This is a genomic window from Pseudomonas orientalis (assembly GCF_002934065.1).
GTDB classification, from domain to species: Bacteria; Pseudomonadota; Gammaproteobacteria; order Pseudomonadales; family Pseudomonadaceae; genus Aquipseudomonas; species Aquipseudomonas orientalis_A.
Window position 1 is genome coordinate 2,803,365 of record NZ_CP018049.1, and the last position, 16,080, is coordinate 2,819,444.

Sequence of the window (16,080 nt, forward strand, 5' to 3'; positions counted from 1 at the left end):
CACGTTTTGCGTCAAGCAGTAAGGATACTGGCATGATTTACGAACAACACGACGCGCGCTTCTTCGTGCGCATGGGCTGGCTGCTGACCGTGGTCGGCGCCGGCGGTTTCTTCCTCTGGGCCAGCCTGGCGCCGCTGGATCAAGGCATCCCGGTGCAAGGCACGGTGGTAGTGTCGGGCAAGCGCAAGGCCGTGCAGACCCTCAGCCCCGGCGTGGTCAGCCGGATTCTGGTGCGCGAAGGCGAGGTGGTGAAACAAGGCCAGCCGCTGTTTCGCCTTGACCAGACCCAGCACCAGGCCGACGTGCAATCGCTGCAAGCCCAGTACCGTATGGCCTGGGCCAGCGCCGCACGCTGGCAGAGTGAACGTGACAATCTGCCCGGCGTCAGCTTCCCCGCGCAACTGAGCGACAACCCCGACCCGGCCCTGGCGCTGGTACTTGAAGGCCAGCGCCAACTGTTCAGCAGCCGCCGCGAAGCCTTTGCCCGTGAGCAGGCTGGCATTCGGGCGAGCATCGACGGCGCCACGTCGCAGTTGAGCGGTATGCGCCGTGCCCGCAGCGACTTGACCGCCCAGGCGCAATCCCTGCGCGACCAGCTGAGCAGTCTGCAACCGCTGGCCGACAACGGCTACATCCCGCGCAACCGCCTGATGGACTACCAGCGCCAGTTGTCCCAGGTGCAGCAGGACCTGGCGCAAAACGCCGGCGAGAGTGGCCGCGTCGAACAGGGCATTGTCGAATCGCGCCTCAAATTGCAGCAGCACGGCGAGGAATATCAGAAGGAAGTGCGCAGCCAACTGGCCGACGCGCAACTGCGCAGCCTGACCCTGGAGCAGCAACTCACCTCCGCCGGGTTCGACCTGCAGCACAGCGAAATCAACGCACCGGCCGATGGCATCGCGGTCAACCTTGGCGTACACACCGAGGGCGCCGTGGTGCGCGCCGGGGAAACCTTGCTGGAGATCGTGCCGCAAGGCACGCGCCTGGAAGTGGAAGGGCACTTGCCGGTACATCTGGTGGACAAGGTCGGCACGCACTTGCCGGTGGACATCCTCTTCACCGCCTTCAACCAGAGCCGCACCCCACGTGTCCCGGGGGAAGTGAGCCTGATTTCTGCCGACCAGATGCTCGATGAAAAAACCGGCGCGCCGTATTACGTGCTGCGCACCACTGTCAGCGAGGCGGCGCTGGAAAAACTTCACGGCCTGGTGATCAAGCCGGGCATGCCCGCCGAGATGTTCGTGCGCACCGGCGAACGTTCGTTGCTCAATTATCTGTTCAAGCCGCTGCTGGATCGCGCCGGCTCCGCGTTGACCGAGGAATGAGCATGAAACCGGTGTTCTTCGCCTTGCTGTTCAGCTGTGCCGGCGCGCACGCCGCCATGGGCCCGTTCGATGTGTACGAGCAAGCCCTGCGCAACGACCCGGTGTTCCTCGGCGCGATCAAGGAGCGCGACGCCGGCCTGGAAAACCGCACCATCGGCCGCGCGGGCTTGTTGCCAAGGCTGTCGTACAACTACAACAAGGGCCGCAACAATTCCGAAGCGCACCTGCCCGACGGGCGCGGCGGCAGCTATCGCGACGACCGCAACTACAACAGCTACGGTTCCACCTTCAGCCTGCAACAGCCGCTGTTCGACTACGAAGCCTACGCCAACTACCGCAAGGGCGTGGCCCAGGCGCTGTTTGCCGACGAGAGCTTTCGCGACAAGAGCCAGGCCCTGCTGGTGCGGGTGTTGAGCTATTACACCCAGGCGTTGTTCGCCCAGGACCAGATCGACATTGCCCGCGCCAAGAAGAAAGCCTTCGAGCAGCAGTTCCAGCAGAACGAGCATTTGTTCAAGGCAGGCGAGGGCACGCGCACGGACATCCTGGAAGCTGAATCGCGCTATGAACTGGCCACCGCCGAAGAGATCCAGGCCCTGGATGAGCAGGATGCTTCCCTGCGCGAACTGGGCGCGCTGATCGGTGTGCAAAGCGTCAATATCGACGACCTGGCACCGCTCAATCAGAGCTTCGCCGCGTTCAGCCTGAGCCCGGCCAACTACGCCACCTGGCACGAACTGGCGCTGACCAACAACCCGGTGCTGGCCTCGCAGCGCCAATCCCTGGAAGTGGCGCGCTATGAAGTGGAGCGCAACCGCGCCGGGCATTTGCCGAAAATTACCGCCTACGCCAGTTCGCGCAAGCAGGAATCGGACAGCGGCAACACCTATAACCAGCGCTACGACACCAACACCATCGGCGTCGAGGTCAGCCTGCCGCTGTATGCCGGTGGCGCTATCTCGGCCTCCACGCGCCAGGCCAGCCGCGCCATGGAACAGGCCGAGTACGAACTGGAAGGCAAGACCCGCGAAACCCTGATCGAACTGCGTCGCCAGTTCAGCGCATGCCTGTCGGGGGTGAGCAAGCTGCGCGCCTATCAGAAGGCACTGACCTCCGCCGAGGCACTGGTGGTATCGACCAAGCAAAGCATCCTCGGCGGCGAGCGGGTCAACCTCGATGCGTTGAACGCCGAGCAGCAGCTCTACAGCACCCGGCGCGATCTGGCCCAGGCGCGGTACGACTACCTGATGGCCTGGACCAAATTGCATTACTACGCGGGCAACCTGCGCGACACCGACCTGGCCAAGGTGGACGAAGCCTTCGGCCCGGAGCGAACGCGGTAGGGGCACGCCATAACAATAAAACAGGAGTGTACGGATGATCACCGATTCACCACGGTTCAAACCCTTCACCGCAGGCTCATTGCTGCTGTTGTCCGTTGCGGCGCAGGCGCAATACACCGAGACCGGCCAAGCGGGTAACCCCGCCAGCTGGCGTTCCGCCGAATACCAGAGCGATTGGGGCCTGGGGCGCATGAAGGCCGATGAAGCCTATGCCGCCGGAATCAGCGGCAAGGGCGTGAAAATCGGCGCGCTGGACTCGGGTTTCGATGCCAATCACCCCGAAGCGTCCAAAGAGCGCTTCCACCCGGTGACCGCCAGCGGCACGTACGTCGATGGCAGTGCCTTCAGCACCACGGGCGCGCTCAACCCGAACAACGACTCCCACGGTACCCACGTCACCGGCACCATGGGCGCGGCGCGCGACGGCGTGGGCATGCATGGGGTGGCGTACAACGCACAGGTCTACGTCGGCAACACCAACGCCAACGACAGCTTCCTGTTCGGCCCGACCCCGGACCCCAAGTATTTCAAGACGGTGTACAGCGCCCTGGTGGACTCCGGCGTGCGCGCCATCAACAACAGCTGGGGCAGCCAACCCAAGGACGTCAGCTACCAGACCCTCGGTGACCTGCACGCGGCCTACGCTCAGCACTACAACCGCGGCACCTGGCTGGACGCGGCGGCGGATGTGGCCAAGGCCGGCGTGATCAACGTGTTCAGCGCCGGCAACAGCGGCTATGCGAATGCCAGCGTGCGCTCGGCGCTGCCGTATTTCCAGCCGGAACTGGAAGGTCACTGGCTGGCAGTGTCGGGGCTGGATAAGGCCAACAACCAGAAGTACAACAAGTGCGGCATCGCCAAATACTGGTGCATCTCCACCCCGGGTGCGCTGATCAACAGCACCATCCCGGACGGTGGTTATGGGGTGAAATCCGGCACCTCGATGTCCGCGCCCCATGCCACCGGCGCCCTGGCGCTGGTGATGGAGCGCTATCCCTACATGACCAACGAACAGGCGCTGCAGGTACTGTTGACCACCGCCACGCAGCTTGACGGCTCAATCACCCAGGCCCCCAACGCCATCGTCGGCTGGGGCGTGCCGGACCTCGGCCGGGCGATGCACGGGCCGGGGCAGTTGCTCGGCGCAATGAACGTGAACCTCGCGGCCGGGCAGGGCGATGTGTGGAGCAATGGCATCTCCGACCAGGCCTTGCTCCAGCGCCAGGCCGAAGACCGCGCTGAACACAGCGCCTGGCAGCAAACCCTGCTCGACAAAGGCTGGCAGAACGGCGTGAGCGCCAGCGCCAGCCAGCAGGACCAGGCCGACTACGCCGTGGGCAGCGCGCGTGATCAGGCGGCGGCGAACCGCGTGTACGAAGGCAGCCTGATCAAATCCGGCGCGGGCAGCCTGGTGCTCAGCGGCGACAGCACCTATCGCGGCTCAACCCTGGTCAACGGCGGCCTGCTGGCGGTGAACGGCGCGTTGACCTCGGCCGTAACGGTCAACGACAGCGGCACCCTAGGCGGCTCCGGGCGGATCGGCGCGCTATCGGTCAACAGCGGCGGACGCGTGGCGCCGGGTAATTCGGTGGGCACCTTGCAAGTAGCCGGGGATGTGAATCTTGGCGCAGGCTCCACCTACGCGGTGGAACTCACCCCCACCCGCAGCGACCGCATCGTCGCCGGCGGCAAGGCCGTGCTGGGGGGCGGTACCGTCACCCTGGCCCTGGAAAACAGCCCGACGTTATTGAGCCAGAGCCAGGCCCAGAGCCTGATCGGCCGGCAATACTCGATTCTCGAGGCGGCCGGCGGTATCCAGGGCCAGTTCGGCCAGGTGCTGCCGAACTATCTGTTCCTCGGCGGCACGCTGGATTACGCCGCCAACGGCGTGCAACTGGCGGTGGGGCGCAATGACGCCAGCTTCGCCAGCGTCGGCGCCACCCGCAATCAGCGCGCCGTCGCCACGGCCGCCGAGCAGTTGGGGGCCGGCAACCCGGTGTACGAAAGCCTGCTGCAGTCCGACTCGATTGCCACCGCGCAACAGGGCTTGCAGCAACTGTCCGGTGAAATCTACCCGGCCGTGGGCGCGATGTTGATCAACGACAGCCGCCAGTTGCGCGACGCGGTGGGCGAGCGCCTGCGCCATGTGCCGGTGGCCGGTGAACGCAACCTGTGGTTCAAGGCCCTGGGCGCCTGGGGCAAGTCGGATGCGCGCAGTGAAACGGCGGGTTCCACCACCTCCCTCGGCGGTTTGCTGGCGGGTGTCGACGGCGCACTGGACGAACAGACCCGCGTCGGTGTGGTCGCCGGCTACAGCGACAGCTCATTGAACATGGGCGGCGGCACCCATTCCTCGGCGTCCATCGACAGCTACCACTTCGGTGCCTATGCCGGGCGTGAGCTGGGCGACTGGCGCCTGAGTGTCGGCGGCGCCTACAGCTGGCATCGCGGCGATGTGAAGCGTGACCTGCAATACGGCGAGGTCAGCGGCAAGCAAAAGACCAAGCTTGAGGCCCGCACCGCGCAGCTGTTCACCGAAGCCGCGTACCGCATTCACCTGCAACCGCTGGCACTGGAACCTTTCGCCAACCTGGCCTACGTGCACCTGGACAGCGATTCGTTCCACGAAAAAGGCGCTGCGGCGGCCCTGGAACGCGGCAGTGACCGACGTGATGCGGTGCTCGGCACCCTTGGCGTGCGCGCACTGAAAACCCTGGTGTTGAACGACCATCAACAACTGGAACTGTCCGGGTCGCTGGGCTGGCAGCACAGCCTGACGGCGGTGGAATCCGAGGAACACCTGGCGTTTGTCGCCGGCGGGCCGTCATTTGCCGTGCGCAGCGCACCGTTGCTGCGCGACGCCGCGTTGGTAGGGCTGCAGGCGAGCCTGGCGCTGAGCCCGTCGACACGGGTCAACCTGGATTACAACGGCCAATTGGGCGGGCGCGAGAAAACCCAGGGCGTGGGGCTGAGCCTGAACTGGCAGTTCTAAAGGCACACCACCGATCAAATGTGGGAGGGGGCTTGCCCCCGATGAGGGTGGGTCAGCCGGTACATCCGGCGACTGACATTCCGCTATCGGGGGCAAGCCCCCTCCCACAGGGAAAGTGATTCACCTACTGGCAATAAGAAAACTAAGGAAGGTCACCGTGAAAAAACGCAAGTCAGGGTTCACCATTGCCCTCCACACAGGGCCGGGCTATCCGCTCAAGGCGTTGAGCCGCGTGCCATACGGCGCGTTGCTGTGCTGCCTGGCCAGCGGCCTCGCAAGCATGCAAACCGCCCAGGCCGCACCCTATATGGAAACCGGCAAGCCGGGCGATGCCGCCAGTTGGCGCAGTAACGAGTTCAAGGCCGACTGGGGCCTGGGCGCCGTGCACGCCGACACCGCGTACGCCGCCGGCTACACCGGCAAGGGCGTCAAGCTGGGCATCTTCGACCAGCCGGTGTACGCCCAGCATCCGGAGTTCGCCAGCCCGGGCAAAGTGGTGACGATCGTCACCGAGGGCATCCGCCAGTACACCGATCCGTACATCCCGGTGAAGGCCGGTGATGCGTTTCGCTATGACGGCACGCCGTCCCTGGGCTCCAACGGCAAGCTGGGCAATCACGGCACCCACGTCGGCGGCATTGCGGCGGGTAACCGCGATGGCGGGCCGATGCATGGCGTGGCGTTCAACGCGCAAATCATCAGCGCCGAAAACGGCGACCCCGGCCCGGAAGACGGGATCATCCTGGGCAACGATGGCGCGGTGTACAAAGCCGGTTGGGATGCGCTGGTCGCCAGCGGCGCGCGCATTATCAATAACAGCTGGGGCATCGGCATCGGCGATCAGTACGCCAAGGGCGGGCGCGATCCGGCGTTCCCCAACTTCACGGTCAATGAAGCCCAGGCGCAGTTCAACAACATCCGGCCGATCCTCGGCACGATTGCCGGTGGTGCCTATCAAGGTGCGATCGACGCGGCCCGCAGCGGTGTACTGACCATCTTTGCCGCCGGTAACGACTACAACCGCAACAACCCGGATGCGATCTCGGGCCTGGCGTATTTCGTGCCGCAGATTGCGCCGAACTGGCTGTCGGTGGCGGCCCTGCAGCAGAACCCGGACACCACGAGCGCCAACCCCTACGTGATCAGCACCTTCTCCTCGCGCTGTGGCTATGCGGCGAGTTTCTGCGTAGCGGCGCCGGGTACGAAGATTTTCAGTTCGATCATCAACGGCACCAACCTGGACAACCTCACCAACGACTACGCCAACTTCAACGGCACCTCCATGGCCGCGCCTCATGTGGCCGGCAGTGCGGCGGTGCTGATGGAGCGTTTCCCGTACATGAGCGGCGACCAGATCTCCACGCTGCTCAAGACCACCGCCACCGACCTTGGTGCGCCGGGCATCGACTCGCTGTATGGCTGGGGCATGATCAACCTGGGCAAGGCGATCAACGGTCCGGGGATGTTCGTTACCGCCGAGGATATTCCGGCCGAGTTTCGCATCGACGGCGCCTATGGCAGTGGCCAGTTCGTCGCCGACCTGCCGGGCATTGGCGCGGTGGTGGATGCCGGCAAACCGACCCAGCGCGTGTGCACCGACATCCATTGCGGGCTGGATGTGTGGAGCAATGACATCGCCGGGCATGGCGGCCTGACCAAGCAGGGCATTGGCACCCTGGTGCTGACCGGCGCCAACACCTACAGCGGCCCGACCCTGGTCAACCAGGGCTTGCTGGCGATCAACGGCTCGCTCACCTCCGACGTGACCGTCGGCCAGAGCGGCGTGGTCGGTGGCTCGGGGCGTATCGGCTCGCTGACCGCGAGAAGCGGCGGCACTGTGGCGCCGGGCAACTCCATCGGTACGCTGAACGTGGCGGGTAATGTCACCTTCGATGCGGGCTCGACTTACGCGGTAGAGCTGTCGCCCACGAGCAGCGACCGCATCGTCGCCGGCGGCACCGCCACGCTCAATGGCGGTACCGTGACCCTGGCCCTGGAAAACAGCCCGACCTTGCTCAGCGCGACCCAGGCGCAAAGCCTGATCGGCCGCCAGTACAACATCCTGCAAGCAGCGGGCGGTATTACCGGCCGCTTCGGTGCGGTACTGCCGGACTACCTGTTCATCGGCGGCACGTTGAACTACGCGGCGGGCGGTGTGCAGCTGGATGTGGCTCGCACCAACAGCTTCGCCAGCGTGGCCGCGACGCCAAACCAGCGCGCCGTCGCCGCAGCCGCCGAGCAATTGGGCGCAGGCAACGGCGTGTATGAAAGCCTGTTGCTGGCCCCAACGGCGGCCTCGGCACAGGGCGCGTTCCAGCAACTGAGTGGCGAAGTCTATCCAGCCCTGGAGACTGCGTTGGTCAATGACAGCCGCTACGTGCGCGAAGCGGTCGGCGAGCGGCTGCGCAACGGTGAAATGGGCGCGACCAGCCATGCCATCGACAGTCGTGGCAATGTGTGGGTAAAAGCGCTGGGGGCCTGGGGCAAGACCGACAGCCGCAGCGACACGGCGGGCTACACCACGTCCATCGGCGGCATGCTGGCCGGCGTGGACGGTGCCCTCGACGACGCAACGCGCATCGGCCTGGTGGCCGGCTACAGCGATACGTCGCTGAACATGGGCAGCGACACCCATAGCCGTGCCTCGGTCGACAGTTACCACTTTGGTGCCTATGCCGGGCATGAAATCGGCGCCTGGCGCCTGAGTGGCGGCGCAACCTACAGCTGGCACCGCGCCGATGTGAAGCGTGACCTGCAATACGGCGATGTCAGCGGCAAGCAGAAAGCCAAGGTCGATGCCCACAGCACCCAGGTGTTCACCGAGGCGGCGTACCGCATCAACCTGCAACCCCTGGCGCTTGAGCCATTCGCCAACCTGGCCTACGTGCACCTGGACACCGACAGCTTCAAAGAGAAGGGCGATGCCGCTGCGCTGAAAAGTGGCGACGACAGCCGCGACCTGGTGCTGAGCACCCTGGGTGTGCGTGCCTTGAAAACCTTCAACGTCGATGATCATCAGCAACTGGAAGTGTCCGGCACCCTGGGCTGGCAGCACAACCTGAGCAGCACGGACGCCGAACAGCACCTGGCGTTTGCCTCCGGCGGCCCTTCGTTCGCGGTGGAAAGCGCGCCGATGGTGCGCGATGCCGCCCTGGTCGGGGCACGGGTGAGCCTGGCGTTGAGCAAGGATGCGCGGGTGAACTTCGACTACAACGGTTTGCTGGCCAGCAAGGAGAAAGTGCATGGCGTCGGTTTGAGCCTGGACTGGGCGTTCTGACGCGTTAAAAACCACTGTAGGAACGAGCTTGCTCGCGAAAAACTCAAGTGCGGCGCGGTTGTTCAGGTAGAGCGCGTCATCGTTGACGATCTTCGCGAGCAAGCTCGCTCCTACAGCGGGTGATGGACAAAAGGTGTTTTCGCTTTCTCGACAAATCCAACAACAGAGAGGCAGTGCCATGGGTATTTTTGACTACAAAAACCTCGGGACCGAGGGCTCCAAAGCGCTGTTCGCCGATGCGCTGGCGATCACGTTGTATGCCTACCACAACCTGGATCACGGGTTTGCCGTGGGTTACCAGAACAATGGCCTGGGCCTGGGCTTGCCGGCCACGCTGGTGAGCGCCTTGATCGGCGGCACCGATGCCCAGGGGGTGATTGGCGGCATCCCCTGGAACCCGGACTCGGAAAAAGCCGCCCTTGACGCGGTGCACGCGGCTGGGTGGACGCCGATCAGCGCAAGCGCCCTGGGTTACACCGGCAAGGTGGACGCGCGGGGGACATTTTTTGGCGAGAAACCCGGCTACGCCTCGGCCCAGGTCGAAGTGCTGGGCAAATACGATGACGCCGGCACGCTGCAGGAAATCGGCATCGGTTTTCGCGGCACGTCGGGGCCGCGGGAACACCTGATCAGTGACGCCATCGGCGATGTGATCAGCGACCTGCTCGCCGCGTTCGGGCCCAAGGACTACGCGAAAAACTACGTCGGCGAAGCCTTCGGCGGCTTGCTCAAGAACGTCGCCGAGTTTGCCGGTGCCCATGGCCTCAACGGCCAGGACGTACTGGTCAGCGGTCACAGCCTCGGTGGGCTGGCGGTCAACAGCATGGCTGACTTGAGCGACAGCAAATGGTCGGGCTTCTACAAGGACGCCAACTATGTGGCCTATGCTTCGCCGACCCAGAGCGCCGGTGACAAGGTGCTGAACGTGGGCTACGAAAATGACCCGGTGTTCCGTGCGCTGGATGGCGCATCGTTCAACCCGTCGTCCCTGGGCGTGCACGACAACCCCCATGAGTCCACCACCGACAATATCGTCAGTTTCAACGACCACTACGCGTCATCGCTGTGGAACGTGCTGCCGTTTTCCATCCTCAACCTGCCGACCTGGGTGTCGCACTTGCCCACCGGCTACGGTGATGGCATGACGCGCATTCTCGACTCCGGCTTCTATGAGCAGATGACCCGCGACTCCACGGTGATCGTCGCCAACCTGTCCGACCCCGCGCGGGCCACCACCTGGGTGCAAGACCTCAACCGCAATGCCGAGGCGCACAAGGGTGACACATTCATCATCGGCAGTCACGGCGACGACCTGATCCAGGGCGGCAAGGGCGTGGACTTTATCGAGGGCGGCAAAGGCAATGACACGATCCGCGACAGCAGCGGGCATAACACCTTCCTGTTCAGCGGGCACTTTGGCAATGATCGCGTGGTGGGCTACCAGGCGACGGACAAGCTGGTCTTCACGGACGTGCAGGGCAGCGCGGATTATCGCGATCATGCCAAGCTGGTCGGCGGGGATACCGTGATCAGCTTCGGTGCCGACTCGGTGACGCTGGTGGGGGTGAGCAGTGTGTCGGGGGAGGGGATTATGATCGGCTGACTATTGGAATGCGGTTAAAACTGTGGGAGGGGCGGTGCGACGATTCGACTTGCCCCCGATAGCGGTGGGTCAGCTACCTATAAGCAGGCTGATACACCGCTATCGGGGGCAAGCCCCCTCCCACATTTGATATAGGCCAGCCTGAAATTATTGTTCCTTGCGCACCGTCGCCACATCATCGGCCTTGATACGAATACTCTTGCCGGCGATGTCGGTGAATTCGTAGAAGCCGTCGGCGGTCTTGGCGTTGGGTGTGTCCTTGGTCAGATACTGTGTGCCGTTTTGCAACGTGACCACCGTTTGCGTGGAGCAACCGGCCAGTACCAGAAAAGTGAGTGCAACCAGTGGAAGACCCAAATTCTTCATGTTCATTACCCTTACCTTTAACCCTGAAAAGTCCCGCAGCGTCTGGCTGCGAGGCATAAATGTTACGCGATCAGCTCCCTCATCTGATCGCTTTTTTTCAAAAAGTTGCAGGCGCCATTTATCTATTACTGATTGCAACAAACCGTTTGCAGCGTCACTCTGTATGCATAACCAGTAGTTGACCGCGTTGTGCCATGAGCCACCCCCTCGAAGACCCCTTGTATTACCTGCACAACTTCCGCCAAGTGCTGATGTGGTTGGAGCAGCGCTATGCCGATCTGCTCGACCCGGACGAATTGCAGTTCATTCAGCAATTCGACAGGTTGCCCCAGGCGTCACAAGCGTTATTGGTGCGCATGGTCATGCGCAAGGGCGTGCATTTTCGTGGGGCAAAGCTTAACTACCTGGAAATCGGCTGTCCGCACGCGGCCATGCAGCCACTGCTGGCATCCGGTTGGGTGGAGGACCAATGCCCGTTGGGCTTTGAAGAGCTGTTCGGCTTGCTGCAAAAAAGTGAGTTGCTTGCGGCGTTCAAACCCTGGATCGAGCACCCCAGGGGCCGCAAAACCGACTGGCTGGCGCCATTGGCGGCGCAGTTCAATGAAAGCCGCAGCTTCGCCCTTTGGTGCCCCGACCTGCAAGACGTGCTCTATAGCCTGACGGTGATGCCGTTGTGCGACCGCCTGCGCCTGATGTTTTTCGGCAACCTATATCAGGACTGGTCGGAGTTCGTGCTGGCGGACCTGGGCATCTACACCTACGAGAAGGTTGCGTTCTGCGCCGAGTCCCGAGGGTTGCGCAGCCGTGCCGACGTCGAGGGCTTTTTGTTCCTGCACCAGTGCCAGCAGGCTTTCGAGGCGGGCCAGGCGCTGGAAACGGTGTTGGCGCACATTGCCACGCTGCACACCGACAACCCCTGGCTGGAAAAACGCCGCGCCAAACTGCTGTTCCAGATCGGCCAATACTGCGAGCGCAGCGCTGAGTTGAGCGTGGCCGAGCAGATCTATGCTGGCTGCGCCTATCCCGGCGCGCGTGCGCGGCTGATCCGCGTGCTGGAGCGCCAGGAGGCCTATGCACAGGCCCTGGCATTGGCCGTGGCGGCGCAACAGGCACCGCAAAGCGCCGCCGAGCAACAACACCTGCTGCGCGTAGTGCCGCGTCTGCGGCGCAAGCTGGGTGAGCCCAAAGTGCCCAAGGCCAAGCCGCGAGTCGTCACGCGCCTGGACCTGGCACTGACGCCGCCGCAACCGCTGATGTCGGTGGAATATTGTGTGCAGGCCCACCTGAGCGAGCCGGACGCGCCGGTGCATTACGTGGAAAACGGCCTGATCAATTCGCTGTTCGGCCTGCTGTGCTGGGACGTGATCTTCGCGCCGCTGCCGGGCGCGTTTTTCCACCCGTTCCAGCGCGGGCCTGCCGACTTGCACAGTGAGGACTTTCATCAACGCCGAACCGAGTTATTCAGCACGTGCTTTGAGCAACTGCGGGACGAGCGCTACAAGACCACCATTCGCCAGCGTTACGTGGACAAATGGGGCATTCAATCGCCCTTTGTGTTCTGGAACCTGCTCAGCGAAGAGCTGCTTGAGCAGGCCCTGACATGTCTGCCGGCCGAACACTTGCGCTACTGGTTCGAGCGGCTGCTGCTGGATATCCGTGCCAACCGCACCGGGATGCCCGACCTGATCCAGTTCTGGCCGGCGCAGAAGACCTACCGCATGATCGAGGTCAAGGGCCCTGGCGACCGCCTGCAGGACAACCAACTGCGCTGGCTGGAGTTCTGCGGCGAGTACCAGATGCCGGTCACGGTCTGCTATGTGCGCTGGGCAGAGCCCGCTTGAGCTACAGCGTCGCGGTGCGCGCGTTGTGCGAATTTACCGCCAAGGTCGGTGACCTGGACCTGCGCTTTACCCCGTCGCCCAGTGCCCAGGAAGGCATCGTCGGCCATCGCACGGTGGCGTCGCGGCGCAGCGCGCATTACCAGAACGAAGTCGCGCTCGAGGGCGAGTACGAGCAACTCAAGGTGCGGGGCAGGGCGGACGGCTATGACCCGGACAGCAACCGCCTCGAAGAAGTAAAAACCTATCGCGGCGACCTTAAGGCCCAGCCCGCCAACCATCGGCAATTGCATTGGGCCCAGGCCAAGGTCTATGGCTGGCTGATGTGCCAGAAGCTGGGGCTTGATGAGATCGAGCTGGCGCTGGTGTATTTCGATATCGTCGGCGAGGGCGAGACCCTGCTCAAGCAGCGCTTTGCCGCGCCGGACCTTGAGCGCTTCTTCAACCAGCAATGCGCGCTGTTTCTTGACTGGGCCCACCAGCAGATGCAACACCGTGAGGCGCGCAACCGCGACGCCCAAGGCCTGGCGTTTCCCCATGCCGAGTTTCGCAGCGGTCAGCGTTCGCTGGCCGAATCGGTCTACAAGGCGGTGAGCACCGGCCGTTGCCTGATGGCCCAGGCGCCGACCGGCATCGGCAAGACCGTCGGCACGCTGTTCCCGATGCTCAAGGCCCTGGCGCCGCAGCAGTTGGACAAGGTGTTTTTCCTCACCGCCAAGACCCCGGGCCGCAAGCTGGCGCTGGATGCCGCCCAAGTCCTTTACGACAGCAGCCCCGCGCTGTCCCTGCAGGTGCTGGAACTGGTGGCCCGGGACAAGGCCTGCGAGCACCTGGACAAAGCCTGCCACGGTGACTCGTGCCCGCTGGCCAGGGGCTTTTACGATCGCTTGCCCGCCGCCCGCCAGGCGGCAGCCAGGGTGCGTCTGCTTGATCAGCGTCACCTGCGGGAGGTGGCCCTGGCCCACGACGTCTGCCCGTATTACCTGAGCCAGGAAATGGCGCGCTGGACCGACGTGGTGGTTGCCGACTACAACTACTATTTCGACTTCGGCGCCATGCTCTTCGGGCTTGCGCAGCTCAATCAGTGGCGCGTCGCGGTGCTGGTCGACGAGGCGCATAACTTGGTCGAGCGCGCGCGGTCGATGTACAGCGCCAGCCTCGACCAGTACAGCCTCAAGACGCTGCGCGACAGCGCCCCCGAGCCGCTGAAAAAGCCCTTGCAGCGCCTGAACCGTGAGTGGAATGCGCTGCACAAGGACCAACTGGCGCCGTATCAGGCGTACGCGGCCAAACCCGACAAGCTGCTCCAGGCCCTGAGCCAATGTGCCAGCGCCATGGGCGACTATTTCAACGACCATCCCGAAGCCCTCAGTGGCGACTTGCAGGCCTTCTACTTCGAGGCGCTGCAATTTAACAAGGTGGCCGAGCTGTTCAATGAACACTTCATCTTCGATATCAGCAAACGCCAGTTCAGCGCCAAGCGCAGCAGCTCGACCCTGTGCCTGCGCAACGTGGTGCCGGCCGAGTTCATCCGCCCCAGGTTGACGGCCGCGCGCAGCAGCGTGCTGTTTTCCGCGACCCTCAGCCCGCGCCACTACTACGCCGACTTGCTCGGGTTGCCGCCGGACACCGCCTGGGTCGACGTCGAATCGCCGTTCAAGGCCGAGCAACTGCAGGTGAGCATCGTCGACCGCATCTCCACGCGGTTCGTGCACCGCCAGGCGTCGCTGGAACCCATCGTGGAACTGATCGCCCGGCAGTTCGCCACGCAGCCGGGCAACTACCTGGCGTTTTTCTCCAGCTTCGATTACCTGCAACAAGTCGCGCAGCTGCTGGCCGAGCGGCACCCGCAGATTGCGCTGTGGCTGCAGTCGCGGGGGATGGCCGAAGCTGAACGCCAGGCCTTTCTGGACCAGTTCACCCCGCACAGCCAGGGCGTGGGGTTTGCGGTACTCGGTGGCGCCTTTGGCGAAGGCATCGACTTGCCCGGTGCGCGCCTGATCGGGGCGTTCATCGCCACCCTGGGCCTGCCGCAGCTCAATCCGGTGAATGAACAGATGAAAGCGCGCATGGGCGCGATCTTCGGTGCGGGCTATGACTACACCTATTTGTATCCCGGTATCCAGAAAGTGGTGCAGGCGGCGGGGAGGGTGATCCGCAGTCAACACGACCGGGGCGTGGTGATGTTGATTGATGATCGCTTTGGTGAGGCGCGGGTGAGGCAATTGTTGCCCAAATGGTGGTCGCCAACGACCTGAGGGACTCACCGCCATTCAAATGTGGGAGGGGGCTTGCCCCCGATGGCGGTCTATCAGCCGGTTATGTGTAGCTGACCCACCGCTATCGGGGGCAAGCCCCCTCCCACATTGGTACTGTGTTGGGGCTTAGACCACTTCCAGGTAGGAGCTTTGTATCGCCCGCGCCAGTTCGCGCACGGTGTCGATGAAGTCGGTCAGCCGGGTGTGCAGCCCGTCTTCCAGAATCTCATCGATGCCGGTGTAGCGCAGGCGTGCCTCGAATTCGGCCGCCAGGCGCTGCGCCGTGCGGCCGTAACTGCCGGGCAGGTCGGCGAGGATGTGGCTCAGTTCCTCGATGCACGCATGCAGTGAACGCGGCACGTCGCTGCGCAACAGCAGCAGCTCGGACACCGAGCGGGCGTTCAAGGCATTCGGGTACAGCTCGGTATAGGCTTCGAACGAGGACAGCGCGCGCAGCAGGGCGCTCCACTGGTAATAGCCGCGTGCCGACACGTCGCTGACTTCTTCGGACTCTTCACCAAACATCTCATAGCGCGCATCCAGCAGGCGCAGGGTGTTGTCCGCACGTTCGACGAAGGTGCCCAGGCGAATGAATCGATAGGCGTCATTGCGCATGATGGTGCCGGAGGTTGCACCGCGAAACAGGTGCGAGCGTTGCTTGACCCAGTCACAGAAATGGCTGATGCCGTGCCGCGCCAGGCCGCCCGCGGCAATGCTGCGCATTTCCAGCCAGGTGGCGTTGAGGTTTTCCCACATGTCGGCAGTGATGCGCCCGCGCACCGCATGGGCATTGCCCCGGGCAGCGCGCAGGCAGTTGTAGATACTGGCCGGGTTTTCTTCATCCAGGGCGAAGAAGTGCAGCATGCGTTCGGCGTCCAGTTGCTGATGGCGCTCAAGGTAACTGTCCAGGGTGCCACTGCAGAGCAGCGACATCGCCAGTTCATCGAGCCCATCGCTGCGCCCGGCCTGGGGCATCAACGACAGCGAATAACTGACTTCCAGCATGCGCGCCAGGTTCTCGGCGCGCTCAAGATAGCGGGACATCCAATACAGATCTGCGGCGGTTCTACTCAACATA

9 protein-coding genes are annotated in these 16,080 nt (G+C 63.7%); 7 read left to right on the forward strand and 2 right to left on the reverse strand.

All coding sequences use genetic code 11. The features are described from left to right. Positions 1 to 32: 32 nt before the first annotated feature. The 5 genes from BOP93_RS12505 (at position 33) to BOP93_RS12525 (ending at position 10,540) form a co-directional block, all read left to right on the forward strand. Positions 33 to 1,325 carry an HlyD family type I secretion periplasmic adaptor subunit gene (locus tag BOP93_RS12505; RefSeq protein ID WP_104502867.1) on the forward strand — a complete coding sequence of 431 codons (1,293 nt, stop codon included), beginning with the start codon at positions 33 to 35 and terminating at the stop codon, positions 1,323 to 1,325. Between the two features lie 2 nt (positions 1,326 to 1,327). Continuing rightward, the gene (locus BOP93_RS12510) at positions 1,328 to 2,668 is read left to right on the forward strand and encodes a TolC family outer membrane protein (RefSeq protein ID WP_104502868.1); all 1,341 of its coding nucleotides are present in this window, start codon (positions 1,328 to 1,330) and stop codon (positions 2,666 to 2,668) included. A 34-nt stretch (positions 2,669 to 2,702) separates the two neighbouring features. Next, entirely contained in the window at positions 2,703 to 5,660 is a 2,958-nt protein-coding gene (locus BOP93_RS12515) for an autotransporter serine protease (RefSeq protein WP_104502869.1), read from the forward strand. Between the two features lie 157 nt (positions 5,661 to 5,817). After that, the gene (locus BOP93_RS12520; RefSeq protein WP_104502870.1) at positions 5,818 to 8,937 is read left to right on the forward strand and encodes an autotransporter serine protease; all 3,120 of its coding nucleotides are present in this window, start codon (positions 5,818 to 5,820) and stop codon (positions 8,935 to 8,937) included. Positions 8,938 to 9,115: 178 nt separating this feature from the next. After that, positions 9,116 to 10,540 (forward strand): polyurethane esterase, encoded by a 1,425-nt coding sequence (locus BOP93_RS12525; protein WP_104502871.1) that lies wholly within the window; start codon positions 9,116 to 9,118, stop codon positions 10,538 to 10,540. A gap of 147 nt (positions 10,541 to 10,687) precedes the next feature. Here BOP93_RS12525 and BOP93_RS12530 read toward each other — a convergent pair whose 3' ends face one another. Beyond that, positions 10,688 to 10,912 carry a YgdI/YgdR family lipoprotein gene (locus BOP93_RS12530; RefSeq protein WP_104502872.1) on the reverse strand — a complete coding sequence of 75 codons (225 nt, stop codon included), beginning with the start codon at positions 10,910 to 10,912 and terminating at the stop codon, positions 10,688 to 10,690. 188 nt (positions 10,913 to 11,100) lie between these two features. Between BOP93_RS12530 and BOP93_RS12535 the strand changes: the two genes are divergently transcribed. Then, a complete protein-coding gene (locus BOP93_RS12535; protein WP_104502873.1) occupies positions 11,101 to 12,747 on the forward strand; it encodes a VRR-NUC domain-containing protein in 1,647 nt (548 codons plus the stop codon). Further along, positions 12,744 to 15,002 (forward strand): ATP-dependent DNA helicase, encoded by a 2,259-nt coding sequence (locus BOP93_RS12540; RefSeq protein ID WP_104502874.1) that lies wholly within the window; start codon positions 12,744 to 12,746, stop codon positions 15,000 to 15,002. The genes BOP93_RS12535 and BOP93_RS12540 overlap by 4 nt, the downstream gene beginning before the upstream one ends. A 126-nt stretch (positions 15,003 to 15,128) precedes the next feature. Here BOP93_RS12540 and BOP93_RS12545 read toward each other — a convergent pair whose 3' ends face one another. Next, the gene (locus tag BOP93_RS12545) at positions 15,129 to 16,079 is read right to left on the reverse strand and encodes an alpha-E domain-containing protein (protein ID WP_104502875.1); all 951 of its coding nucleotides are present in this window, start codon (positions 16,077 to 16,079) and stop codon (positions 15,129 to 15,131) included. Position 16,080: the final 1 nt, after the last annotated feature.